The sequence below is a fragment of the Desulfosporosinus orientis DSM 765 genome, from assembly GCF_000235605.1.
GTDB classification, from domain to species: domain Bacteria; phylum Bacillota; class Desulfitobacteriia; order Desulfitobacteriales; family Desulfitobacteriaceae; genus Desulfosporosinus; species Desulfosporosinus orientis.
The window spans coordinates 1,742,877-1,767,347 of record NC_016584.1 but is presented as its reverse complement, the minus strand read 5'-3'; the positions used below and the strand labels follow the sequence as shown (position 1 = coordinate 1,767,347).

22 protein-coding genes and 2 pseudogenes are annotated in these 24,471 nt (G+C 44.4%); 1 reads left to right on the top strand and 23 read right to left on the bottom strand.

Features of this window, described 5'->3' with window-relative positions:
• Positions 1–11: 11 nt before the first annotated feature.
• The 21 genes and pseudogenes from sdhB to DESOR_RS08105 form a co-directional block, all read right to left on the bottom strand.
• The gene (gene sdhB, locus DESOR_RS08200) at positions 12–767 is read right to left on the bottom strand and encodes a succinate dehydrogenase iron-sulfur subunit (RefSeq protein WP_014184136.1); all 756 of its coding nucleotides are present in this window, start codon (positions 765–767) and stop codon (positions 12–14) included.
• Positions 767–2,518: a succinate dehydrogenase flavoprotein subunit gene (sdhA, locus tag DESOR_RS08195; protein WP_014184135.1), complete on the bottom strand. Its 1,752-nt coding sequence runs from the start codon at positions 2,516–2,518 to the stop codon at positions 767–769. The genes sdhB and sdhA overlap by 1 nt, the downstream gene beginning before the upstream one ends.
• A gap of 13 nt (positions 2,519–2,531) precedes the next feature.
• The gene (locus DESOR_RS08190) at positions 2,532–3,134 is read right to left on the bottom strand and encodes a succinate dehydrogenase/fumarate reductase transmembrane subunit (protein ID WP_014184134.1); all 603 of its coding nucleotides are present in this window, start codon (positions 3,132–3,134) and stop codon (positions 2,532–2,534) included.
• Between the two features lie 14 nt (positions 3,135–3,148).
• Entirely contained in the window at positions 3,149–4,492 is a 1,344-nt protein-coding gene (locus tag DESOR_RS08185; RefSeq protein WP_014184133.1) for an MmgE/PrpD family protein, read from the bottom strand.
• A 187-nt stretch (positions 4,493–4,679) separates the two neighbouring features.
• A complete protein-coding gene (locus DESOR_RS08180) occupies positions 4,680–6,422 on the bottom strand; it encodes a sigma-54-dependent Fis family transcriptional regulator (protein ID WP_014184132.1) in 1,743 nt (580 codons plus the stop codon).
• A gap of 24 nt (positions 6,423–6,446) precedes the next feature.
• Complete coding sequence (locus tag DESOR_RS08175; RefSeq protein WP_014184131.1) at positions 6,447–7,013, bottom strand: DUF1847 domain-containing protein; 567 nt, start codon at positions 7,011–7,013, stop codon at positions 6,447–6,449.
• A 363-nt stretch (positions 7,014–7,376) separates the two neighbouring features.
• Positions 7,377–7,604, bottom strand: coding sequence for a hypothetical protein (locus DESOR_RS08170; protein ID WP_014184130.1), 228 nt, complete (start codon positions 7,602–7,604; stop codon positions 7,377–7,379).
• 91 nt (positions 7,605–7,695) lie between these two features.
• On the bottom strand, positions 7,696–7,821 hold the full coding sequence (locus DESOR_RS30560; RefSeq protein WP_282434402.1) for a hypothetical protein: 126 nt from the start codon (positions 7,819–7,821) through the stop codon (positions 7,696–7,698).
• A 205-nt stretch (positions 7,822–8,026) separates the two neighbouring features.
• On the bottom strand, positions 8,027–8,419 hold the full coding sequence (locus DESOR_RS30155; protein WP_242832471.1) for a hypothetical protein: 393 nt from the start codon (positions 8,417–8,419) through the stop codon (positions 8,027–8,029).
• 115 nt (positions 8,420–8,534) lie between these two features.
• Positions 8,535–8,837: pseudogene (locus tag DESOR_RS30150) on the bottom strand (hypothetical protein); the annotation flags it as partial.
• Between the two features lie 210 nt (positions 8,838–9,047).
• A complete protein-coding gene (locus tag DESOR_RS08155) occupies positions 9,048–9,515 on the bottom strand; it encodes a VOC family protein (RefSeq protein ID WP_014184129.1) in 468 nt (155 codons plus the stop codon).
• Positions 9,516–9,549: 34 nt separating this feature from the next.
• On the bottom strand, positions 9,550–9,870 hold the full coding sequence (locus tag DESOR_RS08150) for a TfoX/Sxy family protein (RefSeq protein WP_014184128.1): 321 nt from the start codon (positions 9,868–9,870) through the stop codon (positions 9,550–9,552).
• 4 nt (positions 9,871–9,874) lie between these two features.
• Positions 9,875–10,138: a DUF3795 domain-containing protein gene (locus tag DESOR_RS08145; protein WP_014184127.1), complete on the bottom strand. Its 264-nt coding sequence runs from the start codon at positions 10,136–10,138 to the stop codon at positions 9,875–9,877.
• 55 nt (positions 10,139–10,193) lie between these two features.
• The gene (locus DESOR_RS08140) at positions 10,194–11,102 is read right to left on the bottom strand and encodes a helix-turn-helix transcriptional regulator (protein ID WP_014184126.1); all 909 of its coding nucleotides are present in this window, start codon (positions 11,100–11,102) and stop codon (positions 10,194–10,196) included.
• Positions 11,103–11,704: 602 nt separating this feature from the next.
• Entirely contained in the window at positions 11,705–13,108 is a 1,404-nt protein-coding gene (locus tag DESOR_RS08135; RefSeq protein WP_014184125.1) for a purine-cytosine permease family protein, read from the bottom strand.
• Between the two features lie 203 nt (positions 13,109–13,311).
• Positions 13,312–13,542, bottom strand: coding sequence for a hypothetical protein (locus DESOR_RS08130; RefSeq protein ID WP_042330955.1), 231 nt, complete (start codon positions 13,540–13,542; stop codon positions 13,312–13,314).
• On the bottom strand, positions 13,539–13,724 hold the full coding sequence (locus DESOR_RS08125; RefSeq protein WP_014184124.1) for a hypothetical protein: 186 nt from the start codon (positions 13,722–13,724) through the stop codon (positions 13,539–13,541). Before DESOR_RS08125 ends, DESOR_RS08130 begins: the two co-directional genes overlap by 4 nt.
• 52 nt (positions 13,725–13,776) lie before the next feature.
• Positions 13,777–14,841 (bottom strand): DUF6282 family protein, encoded by a 1,065-nt coding sequence (locus DESOR_RS08120; protein WP_014184123.1) that lies wholly within the window; start codon positions 14,839–14,841, stop codon positions 13,777–13,779.
• A gap of 398 nt (positions 14,842–15,239) precedes the next feature.
• Complete coding sequence (locus DESOR_RS08115; RefSeq protein ID WP_014184122.1) at positions 15,240–15,674, bottom strand: MarR family winged helix-turn-helix transcriptional regulator; 435 nt, start codon at positions 15,672–15,674, stop codon at positions 15,240–15,242.
• Positions 15,675–16,842: 1,168 nt separating this feature from the next.
• Positions 16,843–16,938 (bottom strand): annotated as a pseudogene (locus tag DESOR_RS30805) (ABC transporter ATP-binding protein); the annotation flags it as partial.
• Positions 16,931–17,752 carry a DUF3102 domain-containing protein gene (locus DESOR_RS08105; RefSeq protein ID WP_042332060.1) on the bottom strand — a complete coding sequence of 274 codons (822 nt, stop codon included), beginning with the start codon at positions 17,750–17,752 and terminating at the stop codon, positions 16,931–16,933. The gene DESOR_RS08105 and the pseudogene DESOR_RS30805, both read right to left, overlap by 8 nt.
• 133 nt (positions 17,753–17,885) lie before the next feature.
• On the opposite strand from DESOR_RS08105, the gene DESOR_RS28725 reads away from it, so the two are divergent.
• Positions 17,886–18,203: a hypothetical protein gene (locus DESOR_RS28725; RefSeq protein WP_148265241.1), complete on the top strand. Its 318-nt coding sequence runs from the start codon at positions 17,886–17,888 to the stop codon at positions 18,201–18,203.
• 89 nt (positions 18,204–18,292) lie between these two features.
• Here DESOR_RS28725 and DESOR_RS08100 read toward each other — a convergent pair whose 3' ends face one another.
• On the bottom strand, positions 18,293–19,777 hold the full coding sequence (locus tag DESOR_RS08100; protein WP_014184119.1) for a glutamate synthase subunit beta: 1,485 nt from the start codon (positions 19,775–19,777) through the stop codon (positions 18,293–18,295).
• 31 nt (positions 19,778–19,808) lie between these two features.
• Positions 19,809–24,380 carry a glutamate synthase large subunit gene (gene gltB / locus DESOR_RS08095; RefSeq protein WP_014184118.1) on the bottom strand — a complete coding sequence of 1,524 codons (4,572 nt, stop codon included), beginning with the start codon at positions 24,378–24,380 and terminating at the stop codon, positions 19,809–19,811.
• Positions 24,381–24,471 lie beyond the last annotated feature (91 nt).

Here is a 24,471-nt window from a genome sequence, read left to right as displayed (position 1 = left end):
CCGCCGGCGAGTTACTTATTAAACCAGCTCTTGATCCCCTGCAGAGTGGTTGCCCGGTTCAGACGAGCTATAGAACGAGTGAGAGGAATTTCTTTCGGGCAGGCTTTAATACAATTTTGAGCGTTGCCGCAATCAGCAATGCCTCCTTCACCCATCAAAGCCTCCAGCCTCATCTCGGATTGCAAAGCCCCTGTGGGATGGGAATTCATCAAATCCACCTGAGCAATGGGGGCGGGACCGATGAATTTTGATTTGTCATTGACATTAGGACAGGCTTCCATACAGCATCCGCAGGTCATACATTTGGAAAGTGTGTAAGCCTGCTCCTGCACTTTCTGAGAAACTTTAGGCCCCGGCCCCATTTCATGAGTACCGTCTATTTCAATCCAGGCTTTCACTTTACGCAGGTTGTCAAACATCACCTGCCGGTCCACAACCAGGTCTTTAATCACAGGAAACTTGCTGAGAGGGGCGAGATGAATAGGTTGTGTCAGCTGATCCACTAAGGCAGAACAGGCCTGACGGGCCTGACCATTGATCACCATAGTGCAGGCTCCGCACACTTCTTCAAGGCAATTGCAGTCCCAAACGACAGGCGTCGTAACCTCACCTTTGGCATTGACAGGTTTTTTCTGAATCTCCATCAAGGCAGCGACCACATTCATCTTGGGAAAATAGGGGATTAAGAACTCTTCAAAATAGGGATTAGCTTTGGGGTTAGACCGGCGTTGAATCACTAATTTGATCTCCGTAGGCTCCTTGGTCATTATACCGTCACCTCTTTCGCCACATCGTAGCGCCGCTTGCGCGGTTTAATAAAGCTTGTATCTACGGGTTCATAACTAAAACGAGGCCCCATAGCCGTCCATTCTGCTTTAGTAGTTTTAAGCCAATTCTCATCATCCCGTTCCGGGTACTCAGGCTTGTAGTGGGCGCCACGGCTTTCATTGCGGTGATAAGCCCCCAAGGTAATCACCCTGGCCAAGGTAAGCATCCCCCACAGGCGGCGGGTAAAGGGTACAATCTGATTCCCCCAGGCCCCTGAGCTGCCCACTCCGATCTTCTGATAACGCTCCATCAGCTCCTGAATCTTTTGATCTGTCGCCCACAGCCTCTGGTTTTCCCGGACAACGGTGACATTATCTACCATCCACTCTCCCAACTCTTGATGCAATTGATAGGGATTCTCCGGCCCCTGCATCCCGAATAATGCTGTAAGTTTGGCCGCTTCCTGCTCTTGCGCTTTTTCAAATAGGGCTTTCGGCAAATCCTCATGCCGCTTCTTAAGCCCGCTGCAATACTCGAAGGCCTTGGGACCGGCAACCATACCTGCATATAAGGCAGCTACCAAGGAGTTTCCTCCCAAGCGATTGGCACCGTGATACTGATACTCACACTCTCCCGCAGCAAATAAGCCCGGGATATTAGTCATTTGATTGTAATCAACCCATAGCCCTCCCATGGAATAATGCACTGCCGGAAAGGTCTGCATGGGTATCTGGCGGGGATCATCTCCGATAAACTTTTGGTAGATGTCCACCACCCCTTCCAGTTTGCGGTCAATCTCCTGAGGATCCAAATGAGTAATATCCAGATAGACTTTGTTTTCCCCGTCCACCCCCAGCTTCATATCCACACAAACTTTAAAGATAGCCCGTGTGGCAATATCCCTGGGCACCATATTGCCATAGGCAGGATACCAATCCTCTAAGAAATACCAGGGTTTTCCGTCTCTGTACACCCAAACCCGGCCGCCGTCCCCACGGATGGACTCCGACATCAGACGTAGCTTATCCCTCCCGGGAATTGCCGAAGGATGGATTTGAACAAATTCCCCGTTGGCATAAGCGCCCCCTTGCATATAGGCAGAGGCTGCAGCAAATCCGGTATTAATAGTTGAATTCGTACTACGCACATAAATCATTCCCGGCCCCCCTGTAGCCAGGATCACGGCATCCGCGCCAAAAACCTGGATATCCAGACTTTTTAAGTCCTGGACAACAACTCCCCTGCAGATTCCTTCATCCAGCACTAGGGATAACAATTCCCATTCTTCGTAGCGCGTGACCAGTCCGGCATCCTCATAACGACGTACCTGTTCATCCAGGGCATAAATCAGCTGCTGCCCGGTGGTCGCTCCGGCAAAAACCGTCCGGGAATACTTGGCTCCCCCCAGCCGGCGAACATCCAAAAAGCCTTCCGGAGTCCGGTTAAACTGCACCCCCATGCGATCCATCAGATAAATGATGCTCGGAGCAGCTTCGATCATATTCTTCACCGGAGTTTGGTTGGCAAGGAAGTCCCCTCCATAAATCGTGTCATCAAAATGCTCCCAGGTGGAGTCTCCTTCCCCTTTTGTATTTACAGCTGCATTGATTCCCCCTTGAGCACATACGGAATGAGATCGCTTGCAGGGAACCAGAGAAAACAAATCCACCTTTTGACCAAGCTCAGCCAGCTTGATCACGGACATCAAGCCCGCCAAACCGCCTCCGACTACAATCACTTTTCCACTCATCTCCAACCCTCCTCTAAACAAAGGCCAGCAGAGCATTAAGCCCTACAGCCGTCAGTATGATAAATACCCCAAAGCAACAATACCCTGCTGTACGCTGGGCTTGTTCCCCTACTGTAATCCCCCAAGATACCAGAAAGGACCATAAGCCATTAGCAAAATGACTGAAAGTTGCCAGCAGACCAATGACGTAAAGAGCCAGTAGTATGGGTTGGTTCAAGGCCTTCATCACTAACTCGAAGCTAATACTGCTGATAATTCCCTCAGAAAAACGCAGGACCGCCACATGCCAGGTCACAAAGAGCAAAGTGATAATAGCGGAAACCCTTTGCCAGTAAAACAACCCATTGCGAAAGTAGGGATAGCTGCGGATATTATTATTGGTTTGCCAAACAAGCCACAGTCCATAACCTGCATGGTAGACAATGGGCAAAAAGATCAACACGAGTTCCCAAAACCAAAGATAGGGAAGACTATGCAAGAGGGCTACTCCGCCGTTGAAATTGTCCGATCCCAGAACAGCCATAGAGTTGATAAACATATGAACCATTATAAAAACTCCCAAGGGTATAATTCCGGACAGGGAATGTATTTTACGCCAAAAAAATACCTTAACCATCTTTACCCCTCCTCTCATCGAGCAAATAACACTGAAAGGCTGCTTAAATCTTCTAATTGACTGATAAGAAGCACCAATTCTTGCACACGGGCTACTCCAAAGTGCGCACTCGCCAGTTCTCTAAATTTTTGTTCTAGATCTCTTTGACTGACAGGATTTTCCGGGTCACCTGCCGGATAATCTGTTCGCTGGCTGAACATTTTCCCTTCGGAATCTGTAATCTCAACCAAGGCCGGCCATTTGGCAGGATAGAGCGCTGTAATTTCCGGATCCTCCATCAGTTGAACTCGGCTCATTAGGTCCCGAATCACAGGATCCACTAAGGTCTGCTGATTAAAATCATTCAAGCCTGCTTTTCGCTGCTTTGCAGCGAGGGCGACACAGAATGGCAAACTGAATTTCGCGGCATACAAAGTATGAGGTTCATAATTTCCCGTTAAATCTAAAGCTATTGGATAGGTTCTGGTCACAATTGTTTGGATGTTTTCAGGTGTTAAATCGTATTTTTTGACTAACTCTAATACTAAATCAATCGCTGGGTGAGTATGCCGGCAGGAAGCATGAATTTTGATACAATTTTCAAGGATTTTATAGTTCTGTCCCAAACCCTGGGATATTTTGCTCAAATCAAATTCCTGAGCCGTAGCTCGAACAAAGCCTTTTTCCCCTTCTATAATCTTGCTTGCTCCCGTAAAGCCATGACCGGCCAATAGTGCGGCCAATAAGCCATTAAGAGCGGCTTTGCCAGGATGCAGGTGTTTGCTCATAGCCCCGTCCGCCAAGAATTCCCACAAACCGGCGGCTTGAGTACCTGCAGTACCAAGAGCATGGACCAGTTCTTTCTCGCTCAGGTTTAAAATCTTACCGGCAGCAGCCGCCGCTCCAAAGGTCCCTACCGTTCCCGTGGTATGCCAGTAATGATAGTGGGCCGGAGTAACCGCTTCTCCGATACGGATGGCCGATTCATAACCGGCCACTATTCCCTCAATCAAAGCGCGTCCGCCAGCCCCAGTTTTTTCTGCAGCCGCTAAAGCCGCGGGTATAATGGGAGCACCGGCATGAATTATTGAAGCTTTATGGACATCATCTAGCTCCACGATATGGGAAACCGAACCATTCACAAAAGCTGCTAAAATCGATGAAGTTTTTCTTCCTGTGCTGATAAGGGTTGCTTCTGCCTTACCGCCTAATTCCTCTGCTACAGACAATACGATTCTGCCCGGCTCACGCTGGGAACCGGCAGCAGCAGAGCCAAGCCAATCCAAAAAAGCGTTTTTGGCGGCTAAAACAACCTCAGCGGGCAAATCAGCAAAGCGGAGTCCTTTGATAAAACAAGCGAGTTCCAGCGATAGACTCATTCAAACCCCTCCCTGTTTTGAATTTTCTTACTATTTTGATATCTATGCAACTTATATGCCAAGTTAATAAACACAGAATCCTCCCTAAGGAGGTGTTCTGTGTTTATTATTTAAACCAATTAATGACTCCATTAATTTTGCCTGTTCACTTTTTGGTCATAAGAAGCTTGTACGACCCTCTTAACTGTTAATAATCTGAACTATGAAGTTTAAAGGATTTGGAAGACAATTTATTCCATAATGTGGTTCGGCTGATTTCCAGTAAGCGAACGGCTTTACTTTTATTTCCTCGACAGTGTTTCATAACCGCCTCAAGGATCTGCAGCTCCATATCCGCCAGAGAACCCAGGCGGATACGAATATCCTCTCCGTCCTCCAGACCAGGAGTTGCCTCAGCTTCACTGACTCCCGTCAATTGGTGAACTCTATTCGAATTTTCAGGGAAGCTTGTCTGAGGTTCCCGCTCAGAACTTGTTGATAAAGGATGAATTCCAGATGAAACCGTATCATGCTCAAGGGTATTATCAAGGACACTTTGCAGTTCCGGAAAAGCATTGCTAAGGTCAGGCCCACTAAGTGGTTCCCCTTCTCCTACTAAAACGGCATAGCGTTCTAATACGTTTTCAAGCTGGCGCACATTTCCTGGCCACGTATAGACTTGCAATGCCTGCATGAAGTCTTTCGACAAAGCCGGTCGGTAGCCAAGCTTTGCCGTTAATTTTATCAGAGTATGCTCAATCAGCTCGGGAATGTCTTGCTGCCGCTGACGCAGAGGAGGCAATAATAAATTTAAAACATTTAATCGATAGTAAAGGTCAGAACGAAACCGACCAGCGTCAACAGAAGCCTGCAAATCCTCATTACTGGCAGCAATAATTCGTACATCCACCGGAATGACCCGGTCTCCTCCCAGGCGGCGAACTTCCTTAGTTTGGAGTACTCTCAGCAGGCCTGCCTGCAGGTTGAGAGACATTTTTCCAATCTCATCCAGAAATAGAGTGCCTTCATGAGCCAATTCAAAAAGACCACGTTTTCCGCCCTTTTTAGCTCCGGTAAATGCTCCCTCTTGATAACCGAAAAGTTCACTTTCCAATAGACTCTCGGGAACGGCAACACAATTAAGGGCCACAAAGGGACCGTTGCGTCTCGGACCATTGGCATGAATACTTTGAGCAAACAATTCCTTGCCTGTGCCGCTTTCTCCCCAAATTAAAACCGTTCCTTCCACCTGGCTGAAACGCTGAGCCTTAACAAGAGTTTCTTTCAAGGCAGAGCCCACCAAATCCTTAAAATTGTAATGAGCCACTAACCCCTTGGACACGCTTTTCCTGCGCTGCTGTTCTTCTTCTCGCCTCTTGTGGGCTCGGAAATCAGCTAGTTCTCTCGCTTGTCTTAGTGCAGCAGCTACAGTACTGCGGCTGGAATAAATCAGTGATCCGGCCATCCCAAAGGCGTTGGCCAGGCGCAGACCCCAAAGTCCCCCTCCGACTGCCACTTCACAGCCATCATGATGGGCCTTTTCCATCTGCAGGGATAACTCAGACATGGTGCTATAGGGATAATACTTGATTTTATGACCAAGCATTCCTTGAGCTTTACTGAGAAAATCCTGATCGTTGACCAAGGGATGATTTAAATATCCGATCTGAGTGCTGATGGTTAAGGCTTTCGTTAAGGCTTGAAAAACATCAAATTCACTGGGGGCCAGGGAAACTATAGGCAGTGAGAAGTTTTGACGCAGCAGTTCAGCCGTGGCGCCCCTGCTCACAATCACTTCAGAATCGTATTTTTCTAATACTTGGCTGAGCTCAGTGACTGCTTCTTCAAGTACTGCTTCGATGACATGCAGGTCAATCTCTAATTGGTGAGCCAATTCTTCTACCATAACCGTGAGTTCCGGATAAGCAGACGTGACGATAATCTTACTCATGTTATACCACCCTCAGATAACAGCCTATAATTGGCGGCGCCAGTAGTTAGAATAGATTGCTCCTAAGGGATTATGTGCAAGTACTCTATCCTTAACCACCAGCGTTGTCACCGGTGCCTCGGAATACTTAGTAAACAGCATATCATGGCCAACACAAAGCCCAACGATGATATTAAGCTGTGTCCCCAGTTTATTCAGGTACTTGACTTGACCGACAGGATTGCAGGCAGCTTCGTAACGTTCGGGTTTGACATTTGGAATCCCATACTCCTTTTTATCAACCCCGCATACTTTGCAGCATACGGAATGGACCTTAAAATACTTCTCTAAAATTGCAGCAATTTCTTTAACTTCTTTACTTAAGCCAACGCAAAAGCCAACTCCTAACGTCTGATAACCCATTTCCTGGCTGAATTTAATCAGTTCCTGTATGCGGGTGATTTTCATATAATGTTCCGCTTCGATCCTGCTGGCTGTTGCTAATATTTGCCGGTTTTCCTCTTCACTGTATTCTGGTTGTTGATACCCTTGATCATAGCAGCTTTTTCCCTGGTAACACACATTATCAAGCTTACAGTTGGCACAGTCCATAATACCCTCCCGTTATAGAAATTTCTAAATTTTTATTATTTTCATCCACTAAAAGCTTACTTGAAGTATTTCTCCAGAGCAATGTTTAGGTCATATTGTTACTTGAATCTGAACAAACAAAAAAGCTTACAGAATGAATATGAGCCGTCTAATTCAACGTCCATAACCCTGCAAGACTAGAATAAAATGTAGAAATAAAACTATAACATTGTTTTTCTCCAGGTCTATCTCTACCCCTAAATAATCCAAGTCACGCGTAATCTTGTAGCGCATTGAGATTGAGCTTACGTCAAGACCAAAGCAATTGCATCTTCGTGGTTAGATAGCTCCTTTAAAATAACTCTTTTATTAAATTATGCGTAGTTAAACATTATTATTTATAACCATAACAATAAAAGTAAAGAACAAAAAGAATGCACTAATAATACTCAGTGAAATAATCGCTCTTTTTCCGTCTTCTTGGCCTTCTTTTACAGCAATATTGTTATTTGGGGTCCTTAAATAGATGACAGCAGCAGTTTGTCTATTGACCTTGAAATCATCATTTGATTTTTTGATTCGGTTATCAATTACATAATATCTTCCTCTCATAAGCCTCTCTCCTTTTAGGTGAATATGTAATAATACCTTTTCAATAACAGAATTCTCTATAAATTCTTAGTTACCTCTTTTTTTAAAAATTTTATTTTTTAAAACTATTTAGATAATAATTGCTTAAACCTGCCCAACGATAGACTTCCTGGGCCTTTACCAAAAATTTCTCTGAGTTGGCCATCGTCACCATGTTTATACGCTTGAGTTTTTTCATTATTATCTTCCACACCATTGGTATTGGTTTGTAATTTCAGCTAGGGTATCAAAAGAAGCAGCATCTATGAACCAGACTTCATGGACGACTTCATTTTCGGTATAGGTAAAATGAGGACCTTGTTGAGCATCCTCGATGATTGGCGCATTATAGCGTCTGGCTGTAGAAATGGCATGGCTATAAGTTATTCCTCTGCCCTGTTGTCCTAGCTCAAGGGGCCAGTCGTAACCATAAGTCGGTACTCCGAGAACAATTTTACTTTTTGGGATTGTTGAAACTGCATAGGCCAGAACTCTATCAATCCAATCAGCAGGGGCAATTGGACCGGGTTCACCACCAAACAGTGAAAGTCATACCCCATTATCCGGACAGCATCCGCTGCTTGGCCGATCCCAAAATAATCATGAGCTTCAGAACCGCTCCAGTCCCCGATTGGATCCGGCTTGGCATGTACTGTTACTATAATTTGCTTCCCTATTGACGCAAGAGCCGTTTTCAACTCCTGGATAAATATAATGTAGACCTCCATGGCGGCTTCAGGGGTCCGTCCAAACTGCCACCCAGCCCCCTCCGCCGAAGACTCCAATGTACCGTACAAGCCTTCTCGTTCTATTATTTAGTTGTATGGCTTACAGCAATCTGCTGCAACAAAAAAAGCGCCCTTCAGCTTCATTAGAAACCAAAGAGCACTATTTGTCCGTTCACTTTTTCATTCATTGCATCACCGGGCCTCCGTATCCGAGGTCGGACTGGTTATTTTTCATCTCCTGCTCAAGTTTTAAGGAATAGTTTTCGTGATTCCAAAAGCTTACGTAGATCTCGCCATCCGGCGTTTTGATAAGCCGCTGTTCCAGGCCTTCACCGTAGCCATCACTGTTTTGTCCGGTCACAAAGTCAAGAAGCTCAGCGGTTTCCTCTCCTTAAAGAGACTCCATCAGCCCGGCGGACATAACACCCCACAGCTCGCCATCGTTGATCTCCACAGATGGATACAGGCTGTGTACCTTTTCTTTCAAAGAGCCTTCGTCAAGATACGCATTGTTTCATTTGCCATTTTGATTTCCTCCATTCTTTATTCGCTGCAGCAGGCAATAAAAAAAGAGGCTATGCTTCTTTAAAACATAGCCTCTTATGCTCCTGCCTGATGTCAGCTTAATTTAAGTTATATAAAAAACAAAGGCAACGGAATATAATGGGCTCCGGCACCTTTGGATTTTCTTGCAGTGCTATTCCAAAGATAATTTTATATAGTCAATTGGAACATCCATTCGAGCAGCCGTTTCTTCAATAGAAAGACCGCCGTCTATAAAACGCTTGATAACCATGTTCATGTTTTCGCCGACTTCGATGATGTGTTTATCCAGGTCATAGAAGCGAACCACTCTCTGCCCCCATGAATGCTCAAAGAGCGGATGGACGTATTCGATATCTATTATATTTGTTAATTTGGCAATAAAAGTGTCCATATCATCTTCTTCAAAATATAGTTCGAATGCATTGTTTTCAAAAACTATTTCATCGTCTCTCTTATGAATAAAGCCTTTCCAAGAATCCAACGTCTGCAATGCTATGCCACCCGTCAGCGTCACGTTTGCGCCAAAATCTGCAATAACATCTAAATTCAATACATCATGATAAAATTGTTTTGATTTTTCCATATCTTTCACAGCAATTAATGTACTCGTATATTTCATTTCTGTGACCTCCAATGCGAGAATTATATAAATCTCATTTATTTTTTCTTCTAGGTTTTGGAAGCGGAATCACTGGCCCCAATAAAATTATGACTTCTTTACTGAATTCAGAATTGTCTATGTCTAATATATAATGTTCCTTTGCTCCTTCATAAGGAAAACCTTTCTCAGCGTCTTTCATCTTTTCACTGATACAGTCAAGTATTTTTACAAAGACCGTATTATCACAGACTAGAAGTATAGGTTTCTCATTTATATAAACCATGTACTCTCCAAACATTTTCTTATATCTGGCTGCACCAACGCCGCTTATCTGTTCACAAACATATTCTATAAACTCTGCCGTTGTCGCCATACCGTCACCTCTCGTTTGCCCACTGTTTGCATTGCTCTATTCGTTTGCCCTCATCTCCTTGCTCTTTGTCATAGGAAAATTGATGGAGCAAAGCACACGGAAAGTTTTTACACTCACCGCAATGATTCTGCTTCTTGCTCTCGCAGCAAGATTTAACAGGACAGTCATCTCCCCAGAAGGGTTTATCAATATGAATACATCCCTTGCAGTTCATTTGTTCCCTGTAACCGCAATCTTTGCATAATAATCCACATCTTGATTTAACCATATGATACACCTCCGTTTTAGGACGAGTATATCAAAGGTAACACGACATCTATACGTCATGTTTCTGAATATTTTTCTATCGTTTTTTGCAGCCTGCTTTTCAATTCTTCACGAAGCTCCTGCGGTTCCAGCAATTCCGCCTTATTGCCAAAGCTAAGTACCCATTCCAACAGATATTCTTTGTTTGTAAATGGAAATTCAAATCTCAATTTGCCATCCGCAAGATATGAAAAGCAATCTTCGGCATATTCCTCAATTAATCTGTATTTCACACTCTCATTAAACAGTATCACAGCCTGTATTTCATTTGTGAAATAGCTTCCGAAATCCAACTTTTCTTGCGGAATATCTTGCAGGTTGAATCGCTTGTCTGTGCATTGCAATTTCCACAATCTGTTGAGTTTAAATAGTCGAAAATCACCCGATGCGTGGTCAAAACCGAATACATACCAGCTTGACCATTGAAATACAATAAGATATGGATCAAGTGTAACTTTCCGCTCTCCGGTACTATTGTAATAATAGAACTCTATTTCATAGGATTTATCTATCGACTGTTGTATATCCGCTATTTTGGGGGCGAGAGTATTCTTGTAATGGGAAGAAAGGTCAATCATAATGTGACTTGCTGCATAAAAACCACTTTTCCCTGAAAAAAACTTATCAATAATATTTTGATATCTTTTATCCTGTGCAACACTATCAAGGCCTAAAAGTCCTGTGAAAATGGCTCTCAATTCCTCATCATTAAAAACAGTTTTATCAATTTTGTATCCGTCTGCAATTGTAATACCTCCGTTCATCCCCTGTGTGGTAACTATCGGTATTCCAGCCTTACATAAATCCTCAATATCTCTGTTGATTGTCCGTCTGGATACTTCAAACTTTTCTGCAAGGTAAGGTGCTGTCACTTTTTCGTTCTGTAGCAACACGGTGATAATACCTATCAATCTATCTATTTTCATCGGTTGCTCCTTTCTGAAAAGCTGAGACTATAAATTTTCTTCTTTAAACTAAAGATTATTACATATCAATTTTAACCTCGAAATCCGCTTTTTTATATGTTATCATCAATAATCCCCGATGTCATCTATAAAACGTCCCAAAAAAATCAGGCCAAAAAACGCACTTTTTCAGCCCGATTTTTGTTCATTTTTTGCTTTAAAACCACTACATATAGTGGTTTACTTGCCTTATTTGCCTTTGGAACCACAATACGTCATCATTATTATCGTCTCCACGTGTGATATGGCAGTAAAGTGGGATTTGCCATTTCCCCAACCCCTCTTCACATAAAGGTTCAATATGCCAAGGTTTTAGCTAATTATAATATTATTAATGTTCCAATGGAATTTCTCTTTACATGTAAATAAATATTATTGCATGAGTCCCTCATTAATGAAGGACTCATGCAAACTTGTAAAATAATCATATTCGGTGTTGCTTTATGAATATTTCGGTTCCGGTCTCGTTATATAAATATTGCTACTAATAAACATCTTGTACTGCATCTAAATAGTCAGAATACAAAGAGAGTTGTATAAATTTATGATTTAACTACCATTTACTAGTTAACATTTACAGCACTCTCGTTAAAACTTGTATCTTTAAATATATTTTTTCTTAATAATGGATATAGGATCGATGAGACAATGACAGCCGTAATAAATAAAATCGGAATTACTTTCGCCAGCGCGAAGGCTATTACTGTAGCGACTATAATAGTTACTAAACCTGCCCAGTTAACCAGCGGTGGTGTTATGCTATGCACATCTCTACCTTTATTCACGATAAAGTAGTCAGCCAACATAATAACCGCTTGACTGGTACTCAATGTACCTATAAAAGCCAGCCAGCTAGTGATTAAACCAATTAGGTTACCAGCAACAAAGATAAGACCGATAATATTGGCTATGACAATCATCCAAACACGTCCTGGTCTGAAGCCAAAAGCATCACCGGCATTTGATAGGGCCAAAGAAGCTAAATAGGTATTCAACACCTGCACTTTACCCTGAGCCAAGATCATCAGGATTAGACCTAATACGCCTCCCAGGATAATGAAGTCGCCTCCAACGTTATTAAGGGCGGCTTGACCTGCAGCAACCGCGTCCATACCTTGACCAATATAGTATTTTTCTAACGTCGCATAACCGGCGTACACAATAATAGAACCTGTGAGCAATATAATGATATCCATCATAATATTACCAAGGAATGCGGCAATAGCAATATCTTTGGTGGATTTAGCATATCTGCCGAAGTCAGCATCTGCTAATGCGAGAGCTCCTGCCGAGCCGATCAAAATATTAATAACTGTGACAAAATGACTCCATGTATCTCCGCCGGGTAAAACCGCACCGTGCGTTAGAATTTGATTCCAGGGTATTCCTGATGTTCCGGCAGCCTGGAATACCATGTAGCACATTACTACCAGGAAGCCAATAAGCATAACAGATGAAACCTTTGTAACCAATTTGATACCGAAAGCGGACAAAAGAATCCAGAGAATAGTCATAATACCGTAAATCACAATTGCATTTGTAGTTGATGCAGGTATTTTGAAGAAGAATAAAATAGTTTCGTAAATCAAAATATTTTCCAAAGCCAGCATACCAATAATCAATAAATTATAACTAATAACAGCAATAACTGATCCTTTTACGCCAAAACCATAGTAACGTGCCATAACGGTATTGGATAGTCCTTGTTTATAGGCCATATGTCCAATCAAAGACCCTAAGGTTCCACCAAGGATAGTAACAATGATAGCAGCTGCTATTCCGACCCAGATCCCAGCTATGAAAGTACATGTGGCTCCAATGAGCAGCTGAGCTAAGGTTGAAATAACTCCCATGGTATTCCAGGACATTGAAAGCCATCCTTGTCTTTCTGAATCAGGTACTCTAGTAAGAGCATTATCTTCCATTACGGCTTTTAATTCTTTGTGATCAAGGCTTACATCACTCATAGGTATCTACTCCTTACAAAAATATTAAAACACAATATTAAACTTATGCGGAAATATTTTCGAGTTGGTGCATTATTTAGCATAGGGGCAACCTATTAGAGGATGTAAGTGTATATGACGGGGCTGTCATTTGTGGAGAAATTGGGATTTTAGATAACAGCCCTGTCATATTGGATTTCTACCTCAAATTGTTGCTCCTATATCTAAATTTTTCCGATTAACATTGCAGGTGTTTCTTTGAGCATGACATTTATATCAGCCTCGCTGACACCTTTTTTAATAAGTGTTTGGATAAACAGTTTTATGCCGTCAACTTCTTCGTTTCCAAGTTGTCCGGAGTCGGTTGTGAGCACTATGTGTTCTGGACCGCGCTCCTTGATAATATAATTTATCAGCTCGAAAGAATAGTCATAGTTGATAATCCAGTTTGTCATTCCTGGCCACGGTACACATAAACACCGGCATAGCCCTGCATAGCCACTGTGGCGATAGCGCCGGTTATCGCGCATACCAGCGCCGCGATGGTGGAAACCAGAATCAGGGAATGTCCGCGCAGCGTGCCTACGATGATGACGACAAGAGCGACAACTATGCCAAAAAAGCTGAACCAAGCCATTGCATAATCCGCTTTCGCATATTTTGTATGAGTATCTTAAGTTGCCGCCCGATCAGATTTTGCCGATCAGCGCCGCCGGGGCGTCTTTGCACATGACGTTAAGATCCGCCTCGCTGATGCCGTTTTTGAGAAGGGTTTGGATCAGCACCCTCAGAGCCGGCACTTCATCGTAATCCGGCAGCCCGGCATCCGTGACCAGCACAATGTGCTCGGGGCCGCGCTCTTTGACCAGGCGCTTGACCATCTCGATGGTATAGTCATAGGCCACAATCCAGTTAGTCATGCTGCTCCAGGGGACCACGGAGTTGGAGCATATTTCCACATACGATCCCAAATCAATCAGTTCCAGAGCCTCTTCCACGGTGTTAATGGTAAGCTCCTGGGTAATGTGGTCATGCACGACCCCGACGTTCATACCCTTTTGCTTGACGTATTTGGCAACGTCGTATTTCTCTTCGTTGGAGACGTGGCAGGTGGCCAGGCAACACCGCTCGCCCGTGCTGTTAGTGTTGTAGTCCGACAGGATTTCCAGCAGGCCAATCATCTCTGGGGTCAACGTACCGCTCATATCGGAGACCCGGATGCCCTTGGTTTCGTCGCCCATAACTTCCTGCAGATGTGCTGAGTCCCAGCAAGGCAGCCAGATTTCCTTGCAGCGCCCGAAGCTCAGGGCCTTTTTCACGGCGTGAAGATTCATGCCGCCGACGGATTTATCCAAAACGAGGCCGCCAAACACCTGAAGGGGCTTAAACTCCTCACCGTGCTTGGCTTTTTCCGCCGCCAGCGCTTCCAAGCTTCGTTGTACAGCGCCGGCCATCGCGCAGGTTTGAGTGTCTTGGTCTTTAAACACTATGGCCCTCATCTTCGCTTCGCTACATTTGACGGCTGTGTCATAGTAGTTTGACCGGCCCTCAAGCCAGGCGGTGGGTGCGCCATGGGTGTGAAGCTCAATGCTGCCTTCCACAATGCGGTCGATTACTTCGGGTTTAATGTAATCGCCAGGAGTGTAATACAGGTACGGCCATGCCGGGTGGGCTCTTTTGATCAGTTCCTCTTCGGTAATCATGCGACCGAATTTCTTTTCTTTCCATTCCGCAATCTGCTTTGATTTGGACATAATGAACGCTCCTTTCTGAAATAAAGGTTTTCTTACGTCAATATACCGGCCGGAAATATTAACACCAAACAAATCAGTTGTAAAACCCAATAGTTTTGTAATACAACTGTTTGATTTAATCATATCTCTGAATATCGTTTTTTGTCAATAGTGTTAACTGCAAAAAAATTGCGAAACTTATGTCACATATGCACAACAATTTATGGGGCATATCCGACTGTTTTTCCGCATCGGGGAGTTTGACGTCTCTTGGAGCGTTAACCCCCTTTGAAGGCCGGCAGCGCTTCCTGATGCCGAGCGCGCAGCGGACTTTCACCACCAAGTTATTACCCATGCCTATAGCACTACAAAAAGCTGACGGTCGGTATTATACCGGCCGTCAGCTTTTTGTAGTGCGATCATTGGGATTCGTCTTTGCGATATGACATCATGTTTTTGGTCAAACGGAATAAATAGTGGATGCACTGCTCTTTTTCTTCAGGCGAGAACCCTTGAAAGGTAATCTGCTCCAGTTCATCATATACCACTTCCAGTCGTTTTTGTATCTCCCTGCCCTTGTCGGTGATGTACACGTTGACCTCGCGGGAAGATAGCGGGTTCCGCTTGCGGCGCAGTGTGCCATCTTTCTCCAGTATCGCCAAAAGATTGCTGATGGAGGACGCATCCAACGAGAACTCGTCACGGATCTCTCGTTGAATGCAGCCGTCGTTGACATACACATAATCCAAAATCCGTGGCTGCCCCTTCTCCATGCCGCATTCGCGAACTCTGGCGAAGAGATATTTCCTCATCGAATAGTACAGTCTTGGTAAAAGACGCCAAATTGTGTCCATGTTCTTACATCCATTTCTAAATAGTAAAGCCCACCGGCAACAACGCCTGTCCGCGATAAATCATCACGGGAGGCAAACCGGACAGCTATCAAATTATTATGGCATATTCCCCGGCGAATTACCATTGGATATATAAAAAAAAAGTGGACACCAAAGTGCGAATGAAATAGAATATTTAAAAAGAGGTGTTCACACAATGGAAAATCAAAAATGCAGTGAAGAATTTAAGTAAAGTATTGGTCAATTGTTGTATTTCCTCGCTCTATAAGCAACATATACCTGCGGCAACAGATGCTTGGAAGCAATATTATTATCTGCAGATGGTTACTGATTATAATTTTTCAGTTGCTTATCAATGTCTCTTCCTCCATACATAATAAATTATCAAAGTTGTCTTTTTTATAAGACAGCGCCTTTTTGCTATTTAATTTTGTTTGTGTTGTTATAGTATCTTCTGACCAGATTGAGAACGGGAATATTTCCACTAGGAGTTTTGTTTGCACTTTACTTCGGGGATACCATGCAGGTAGCGTATATATCTGTATTGGGTTCTAATCTTTTCCTTCTGAGAAAGCGGCCCTGATTGCTCCGCCTTCCTAGCTTTCATCTTTTATTTAGTTCCCGAAGAGAAAGACATGGTTTTGCAATTCTATTTAAATAATAAGCACAGGGTAACTATCAATACTTTGGGCTGCCCTGTGCTTTCGGTGAACTATTATTTAATTATCAAATTCCAATTGCCGTTTACCACAAAGCACGGCCAACTTACATTAAACTCAGCATTTTTTAATTTTTCGTCGAAACTGATCCGCATTGTACAAACATTATCTTGCCAAATGCTGTCGCCACTTTGCACATCTTTACTGTAAACCATGGCCTCTCGAACAGCAACCTCTGTTGCGCCTCCCGTGTTCAAAGCGAATTTTAATTCGGCTGTCGTTGCTGAGGTTCTCTTTATGCTTTGCAAGACAATTTTTTGCAATTTGAGGTCAATTTCCCTGTCGATTCTTTTTTCTTCGTTCAGCCCGGGAATTGCCACATCAAAGTTGCCAAAATCTTTTTCATAACCAACAAGCAGGCTTGGTACTTTTAATTCAATTTCTTTATCAGCAGGAGCCAGGGATTCAAATTGGGTGACGGGTCTACCGACAGCGTTTTTAATCTGGCTAATTATTATCCTGGTGCAGAGTTCTTCAACCTCCTCCATATAATGAGAGATGTAGATAATGGTTGACCCTTGCTTATTGAGCTCTTTTCTAATTCCCCATTCTCTCCTGCATGGCTTTGATTAAAAAATCATTGACCATTTTTTTATACTCCCCATACACCTGAGGGTCAATCTTAGCCAGCAGATCCATCTCAAAAGTCAGTTCCTTGAACGCTTTGCCCAAGGTCTCGTAGCGAAAAGCAACTTTACTAGTGAGCAGCTTGATCTGGGCAGCGGCAAGTTCGTTGCTTACCCTTTGGTAGCTCTTAAAATTCGAATTTTCTGTGAGCTTCTTATTCTCCATTGCCTTTTTCTCAACATCCTGCTGAAGTTCTTGCTTGGACTTCCATAAATCGTTGGTTTCTTTTTTCAGGTTGTCGCACTCCTTGGCCAGCTGAGTGTTTTTCTCCTTTTCATCATTCAGGGCTTTCTGGAGACCTGCCTTCTCCTGTTGGGACTGTTTGAGATCATCAACCGCCTGCTGCAGCTCACGGGTAGTCATGCTTTCAATATCTATGTCGCTGATGAATTGCGCCCGGTCTTCTTCCGGCACCCCCAGAATAATGAGGGCGTGGGTGTAGCTCAAATTCGGCAGTTCCTGGGCCTGCATTCCGGTGCCGCGTAAGGCGAGCTGTTGGCTCCCGTACGCCTCATAGAGGCGCATCAGTTTTTCAGCTCTGTTCTGGGAAAAGCCAACGGACTCTTTCAGCCACTTGCCCCATTCCCCATACTTGAACAGAACCTTGGCCTCTGTCAGCCGCCGGCCGATTTCGATAAAGTTATTAAGCACCATTTTCTCGGTCTGTTGTTTAATGATATTAATTTCAGCCGCGATTAATAACGGCGTACGTTCTGGGATAATATCACCCATATTATTCACGGATCCTTTCTCTTCTTTATCTACATAATATGGGATTATCCCGGCATGGGTGAGAGCCGTCTCCTCGGCCTGTACACAAAATCTTACGCGCGTAAGATTTTGTGTACAGGCCCGGCCGGGTCTTGTGGAGGGCATCCGTCAACTTTTTTCCTTCTCCCCTACGGCCAGCGGAACGGCTAAAGTCAGGCTGGAACTGACTAACGCCACCGGCAAAGCCTGGTTTGACGATATTCGCTTAAGCCCGGGCAACATGATTACTCAGACGGACTACGACACGAACAAAAATTATGTAACGAGTATAACTGATCAAGAGAATCGCAAAACCACCATTACCAACGATAAGTACGGCCAACCACATACCGTTAAATCTCAAAGCGGTGAACAGATGCTGTTCACGTGCGAGAAGCTACCCGACCCAAACCACCCCTTTTCATCCTTCTGATGGTGCCGCTATGCGTCATGGGGGTCTGATTAGTACAAAACGGCCAATTAACGAACATAGTCGTCAATTGGCCGTTTATATTTAATGCATTACTTGATCACACTTTTACCCATCAGATATTTGTCAACTTCCCGGGCAGCCAGCTTTCCTTCGTTAATTGCCCAGACGATGAGGCTCTGACCTCTTCTCATGTCGCCGGCAGCAAAGACTTTCTCTACATTAGTCTCAAACACCTTGTAATCAGCCTTGACATTACTTCTGGGGTCCCTTTCCAGCTCAAGCTCACTGGGGATAGTATCTTCAGGTCCTAAGAATCCCATAGCCAGAAGTACTAGGTCAGCTTTCCAGACTTTTTCACTGCCCGGCACTTCTTGGGGAATCATTCTTCCCGCCTCATTCTTAACCCAGGTTATTTGGACGGTATGAACCTCTTTGACCTCACCTTGTTCATTTCCGATGATTTTCTTAGTAGATATGAGGTAGTTCCTGGGGTCCTTCCCATAAAGACTAATAGCTTCTTCCTGACCGTAATCCACTTTAAGCTTAAGGGGCCATTCCGGCCAGGGATTGGTCTCTTCATTTCTCTTTTCGGGGGGTTCAGGCATTATTTCAAACTGATGGACGCTCTCGCAGCCATGCCGTATGGAGGTGGCGACACAGTCGGTACCTGTGTCCCCGCCGCCAATAATGATCACATTTTTGCCCTTGGCACTGATATAATTGCCATCTTCAAGCTTGGAATCCAAAAGACTTTTCGTTGTCGCTTTCAGGAAGTCTACGGCAAAGTAAACCCCTTTAAGGTCTTTGCCTTCAACATCCAGTCCCCGGGCCTTGGTAGCCCCCGCGCATAAGACAACCGCATCATACTTGTCCACGAGTTCTTGAGCCGGGATATCCTTGCCCACTTCGGTATTGAGAATGAATTGAATGCCCGAGGCTTTCATTAACTCGATACGCCTTTCTACGAAGCTCTTATCCAGCTTCATATTGGGAATCCCATACATCATCAGTCCGCCGGGTCTGTCGTTTCTCTCAAAGACAGTAACCTCATGACCGACAACGTTTAAATAGTAGGCAGCGGACATTCCTGACGGTCCTGAACCGACAACCGCCACTTTCTTGCCCGTAGGTTTGGCTTTGGGAGGTACTACCCAGCCTTCTTTAAAGGCTCTTTCAATGATCTCGTATTCCAGGCTGTTGATCGCTACGGATTCCATGATGTAGCCTTCTGTACAGGAGCCTTCACAGGGCGCCGGGCAGACCCTGCCCGTAAATTCCGGGAAGGGATTGGTTCTGATCAGCCGTTTGTAAGCCTCCTGCCATTGCCCTTTGTACACCAGTTCATTCCATTCGGGAATAAGGTTTTGCAGAGGACATCCTGCAGCCATGCCATTGAGCAGGGCACTGCCGTGACAGAAAGGGATTCCGCAGTTCATACAGCGTGCGCCTTGGATCTTTAAGTCCTCAGGATCCTGGGGGAGTCTTAATTCATCCCAGTCCTTAATTCTTTCCTCAGGAGGCCGTTTCTTTGGATTCATTCTTTGATATTCTAAAAAACCTGTCGCTTTTCCCATTGTAAGTCCCACCTTAATTTACTAATAGTCCTTAGTTTTTAAAATGCTCTTCGAAGGCGGCCATCAAAGCTTCTTCGCCGCTCAGGCCCGATTCGTGAGCCTTATCAATGTTGGCAAGCATACGTTTGTAGTCTTTGGGAATGACCTTGGCAAATCTTTGAGCATAGGTATTCCAGTCACTTAGGACCTTTTTACCCACTTGACTGCCGGTATACTCCACATGCCGTTCAATCATGCCCTTGATTTCCTGAAGTTCCTCAGCCGATTCTATTTTCTCTAATGAGACCATGGATTTATTGCAGTAAACGTCATCGAAATCAAGGATGTAGGCGACACCACCGGACATACCTGCTGCGAAATTCCGTCCTGTTTTGCCCAGGATAACAGCCTTACCCCCGGTCATATACTCACAGCCATGATCCCCGACGCCTTCAACCACGGCTTTAACACCGCTGTTTCTGACGCAGAATCGCTCTCCGGCAATGCCGTTGATATAGGCTTCTCCCGAGGTTGCTCCGTAGAAAGCCACATTACCGATAAGGATATTCTTTTCCGGTTCAAAGTCCGAAGCTTTGGGAGGATAGACCACAATTTTACCGCCGGAAAGCCCTTTGCCCAGATAGTCGTTGGCGTCTCCTTCCAGCTCAAGAGACATTCCTTGGGGAATAAATGCGCCAAAGCTTTGTCCGGCTGAACCTACGAAGGTGAGTTTGATGGTATCTTCGGGGAGTCCGTCCTTGCCATATCGCTTAGAAATCTCACTGCCGATGATAGTACCCACAACCCGGTCCACGTTATTAATTTTGAGCTTCGCTCTGATAGGTTTACGATTTTCCAGAGCAGGCTGGCACATTCTCAGGAGTTTTTTCATGTCCAGGGATTTATCCAGCATGTGATTCTGCAATCGTGTATTAAATCGTCCTACATCGGATCCGGCATAAGGCTGATAAAGAATTTGAGAAAGATCCAGGCTGGAAGCTTTCCAGTGCTTAACATTATCCTTGGACTTAACTTTATCCGTACGTCCTACCATTTCATTGATGGTTCTGAAGCCCAGCTTTGCCATAATCTCACGCAGTTCCTGAGCAACAAATCTCATATAATTCTCAACATATTCCGGTTTGCCTGTGAAGTTCTTTCTCAGGTTTCTATCTTGAGTAGCAATTCCCACCGGACAGGTATTGAGGTTACAAACCCTCATCATCACACAACCGATAGCAATCAGAGGGGTTGTAGAAAATCCGAATTCTTCGGCACCCAGCATGGCGGCAACTGCCACGTCCCTGCCGGAAAGCAGCTTTCCGTCAGTCTCCACAATAACTCTGTCTCTTAAGTTGTTAAGAACCAAGGTCTGGTGAGTTTCGGCAAGCCCCAGTTCCCAAGGCAAACCGGTATTTTTAATACTTGTCCGAGGAGAAGCCCCGGTGCCTCCGTCATAACCACTGATCAGAATGACGTCTGCTTTCCCTTTGGCTACCCCTGCCGCAATAGTTCCAACGCCAACCTCGGAAACTAGTTTGACACTGATCCGAGCATCTTTATTCACGTTTTTGAGGTCATGAATCAGTTCTGCTAAGTCTTCAATAGAATAAATATCATGGTGAGGAGGCGGGGATATGAGATCGACACCTGGTGTGGAATGCCGGACTTTAGCAATTTCCGGATAGACTTTACGGCCAGGCAGCTGACCGCCTTCACCAGGTTTCGCTCCCTGAGCCATTTTAATCTGAATTTCCCGGGCATTAACCAGATAGTTGCTGGTCACACCGAAACGCCCTGAGGCAACTTGCTTAATGGCACTGTTTTTCGTATCTCCGTTGGGCAGGGGAATAAATCGTTCGCTGTCTTCTCCCCCTTCACCAGTGTTGCTCTTGCCGCCCAGTCGGTTCATGGCAATAGCTAAACATTCATGAGCTTCTTTACTGATGGAGCCATAAGACATAGCCCCGGTTTTAAACCGCTTGACAATGGAATCCACAGATTCCACTTCTTCAATGGGAATGGTATCCCCCGGATTGTATTTGAAATCCAGTATATTTCTGAGGGTAAAGATTTCTTCCTCATGGATCTTTTTCGAGAAGTCTTTGAAAAGAGAATAATTCCCTTCCCGACAGGCTTTTTGCAGCATATAAATGGTTTCCGGATTATAGAGATGAGCCTCTCCTTCAGCCTTGTACTGGAAATGTCCTCCTACTTCTAAGGTATCCGTGTAAGGCGAATTATCCTGATAGGCACTTTCATGCCTCATCTGATTTTCCAGAGCAATCTCTTCAATTCCTATCCCGTCCACCCTTGAGGGAGTCAAAGTAAAGTACTTATCAATTAACGGCTTGCTTAAACCGATGGCTTCAAATATTTGTGCACCATGATAACTTCTTACGGTTGAAATGCCCATTTTAGTGAGGACTTTCAGAATACCTTTGACCGAAGCCTTGATGAAATTCTTCTTGCCTTCTTCGTAGCTCAGCCCTTCCGACATTCCTTTGTCAGCCAGGTCCTTAATGGTCTCATAAACCAAATAGGGATTAATAGCTGTAACCCCGTAGCCAATCAGTGTGCAGAAATGGTGCACTTCTCTGGGTTCTCCTGACTCCAGGACAATTCCGAGATTCGTCCGGATTTCTTTCCTGATCAGGTGATGATGCAGTCCTGAGGAAGCCAGGAGAGCAGGTATGGGAGCCATGGTCTCATTAACCCCCCGGTCGGAAAGGATAATGATATTTGCCCCGTCACTGATGGCCTTATCGGCTTCTCTAAACACCTTATCCAACGCCTTTTCCATTCCTTTGGCCCCATCTGAGACTTTATAGAGGATGGAAAGAGTCACTGCTTTAAACTTGTCATTATTTTCAGGACTGAGATGCTTAATTCTATTCAGTTCTTCATTAGTCAGGATAGGATGCTCTAAGAAGATGCTGGCTGAATTTCTTTGATCCGGGTCCAATAAGTTCCCTGTATCCCCCAGCAAAATGCTGCTGGAAGTAATGATTTCTTCTCTGATGCCGTCAATAGGCGGATTGGTAACTTGAGCGAAGAGCTGTTTAAAATAAAGGTAGAGCATTTGCGGTTTATCCGATAACACAGCCAGTGGTGAATCCATACCCATGGCCCCTACCGGATCAACCCCTTGAGTAACCATGGGCTGAATGGTTTTAATGATATCCTCAAAAGTATAACCAAAAGCTTTTTGCACCTTAATTAAGTCCTGATCTGCTTCCCCTGCCTGAGGCTGCGGTGCCGGCAAGTCATTAAGGGGCACGATATGCCGGGCATTCCATTCGGCATAGGGATGCATTCCCGACACACTTTCCTTAAGCTCTTCATCAGAAATAATTCTCTGCGCAGCGGTATCAATGAGCAGCATTTTACCGGGTTCCAGCCGGCCTTTATATTTAACGTTTTCAGGCTTAATATCTAAAACCCCAACTTCTGAAGCCAGGATAACCTTATCATCTTTGGTTACATAATATCTCGAAGGCCGCAGTCCGTTTCTGTCCAGCACACCGCCGACGACGACACCGTCGGAAAAGGCCATAGCTGCAGGACCATCCCAAGGCTCCATTAAATAATCATGGAAACGATAGAAGTCCTTTTTCGTTTCAGACATCAGTTCATTCTTTTCCCAAGGCTCCGGAATCATCATCATCACGGCATGAGGAAGTGAGCGCCCTGTTAGGTGCAGGAATTCTAAGCTGTTGTCAAACATCGCCGAGTCGCTTCCTAATTCGTCCACAATGGGGAATACTTTAGAGATATCGTCAAACAACGGTGAATCGATACACTTCTGCCGTGCCTTCATCCAGTTGACATTGCCTCGAATAGTATTAATCTCCCCGTTATGAACAATGTAACGGTTAGGATGGGCTCTCTCCCAGCTTGGGAAGGTGTTGGTGCTGAACCGTGAGTGGACCATTGCCAAAGCAGACGTGAAATCTAAATCACCCAGATCCAGATAAAAATTTCTTAACTGTTCTGCTGTCAGCATCCCTTTATAGACAATGGTTTTGGAGGATAGGCTGGAAATATAGAATGTGCCGCCCTTGTCTTCACACATGGGAACAATGGCTTTTTCCGCTTTTTTTCTAATGACATAAAGCTTTCTCTCAAAGTCCATGTCATCAGCCAAATCGGCACTCTTGCCGATAAAGACTTGAATGAAGCGAGGCATGACAGCTTTAGCGCCTTCTCCAATGGTCGTCTTATCAATCGGTACTTCCCGCCAGCCCAGAATTGTTTGACCTTCTTCCTGGACTATTTTCTCGAAGGTCTGCATTTGCGTCTTTCTAAATGCTTCATATTTATGGGCAAATAACATCCCTACACCATAATCGCCTTTTTTCGGCAAATCAAACCCCAAAACTTCGCACTCTCTTTTGAAAAAATCATGGGGGATCTGGACTAATATACCGGCACCGTCACCGGTATTTTCATCTGCACCGCTTGCCCCTCTGTGGCTTAGGTTTTCCAGTACGGTTAAGGCTTCTTCAATAATGTCATGAGAATTTGTCCCTTTGATATTAACTACAAATCCCATACCACAAGCATCATGTTCTAAAGCCGGATCATATAGGCCTTGTTTTTTAGGTAAACCATAATTTTGCATAATACACACCCTTTTTTGAGTCTACGGTTTTTATAATAAAAATTTTAACATAAATATAGGATTTGAATAACTAATTTTCAAAGATTATTAT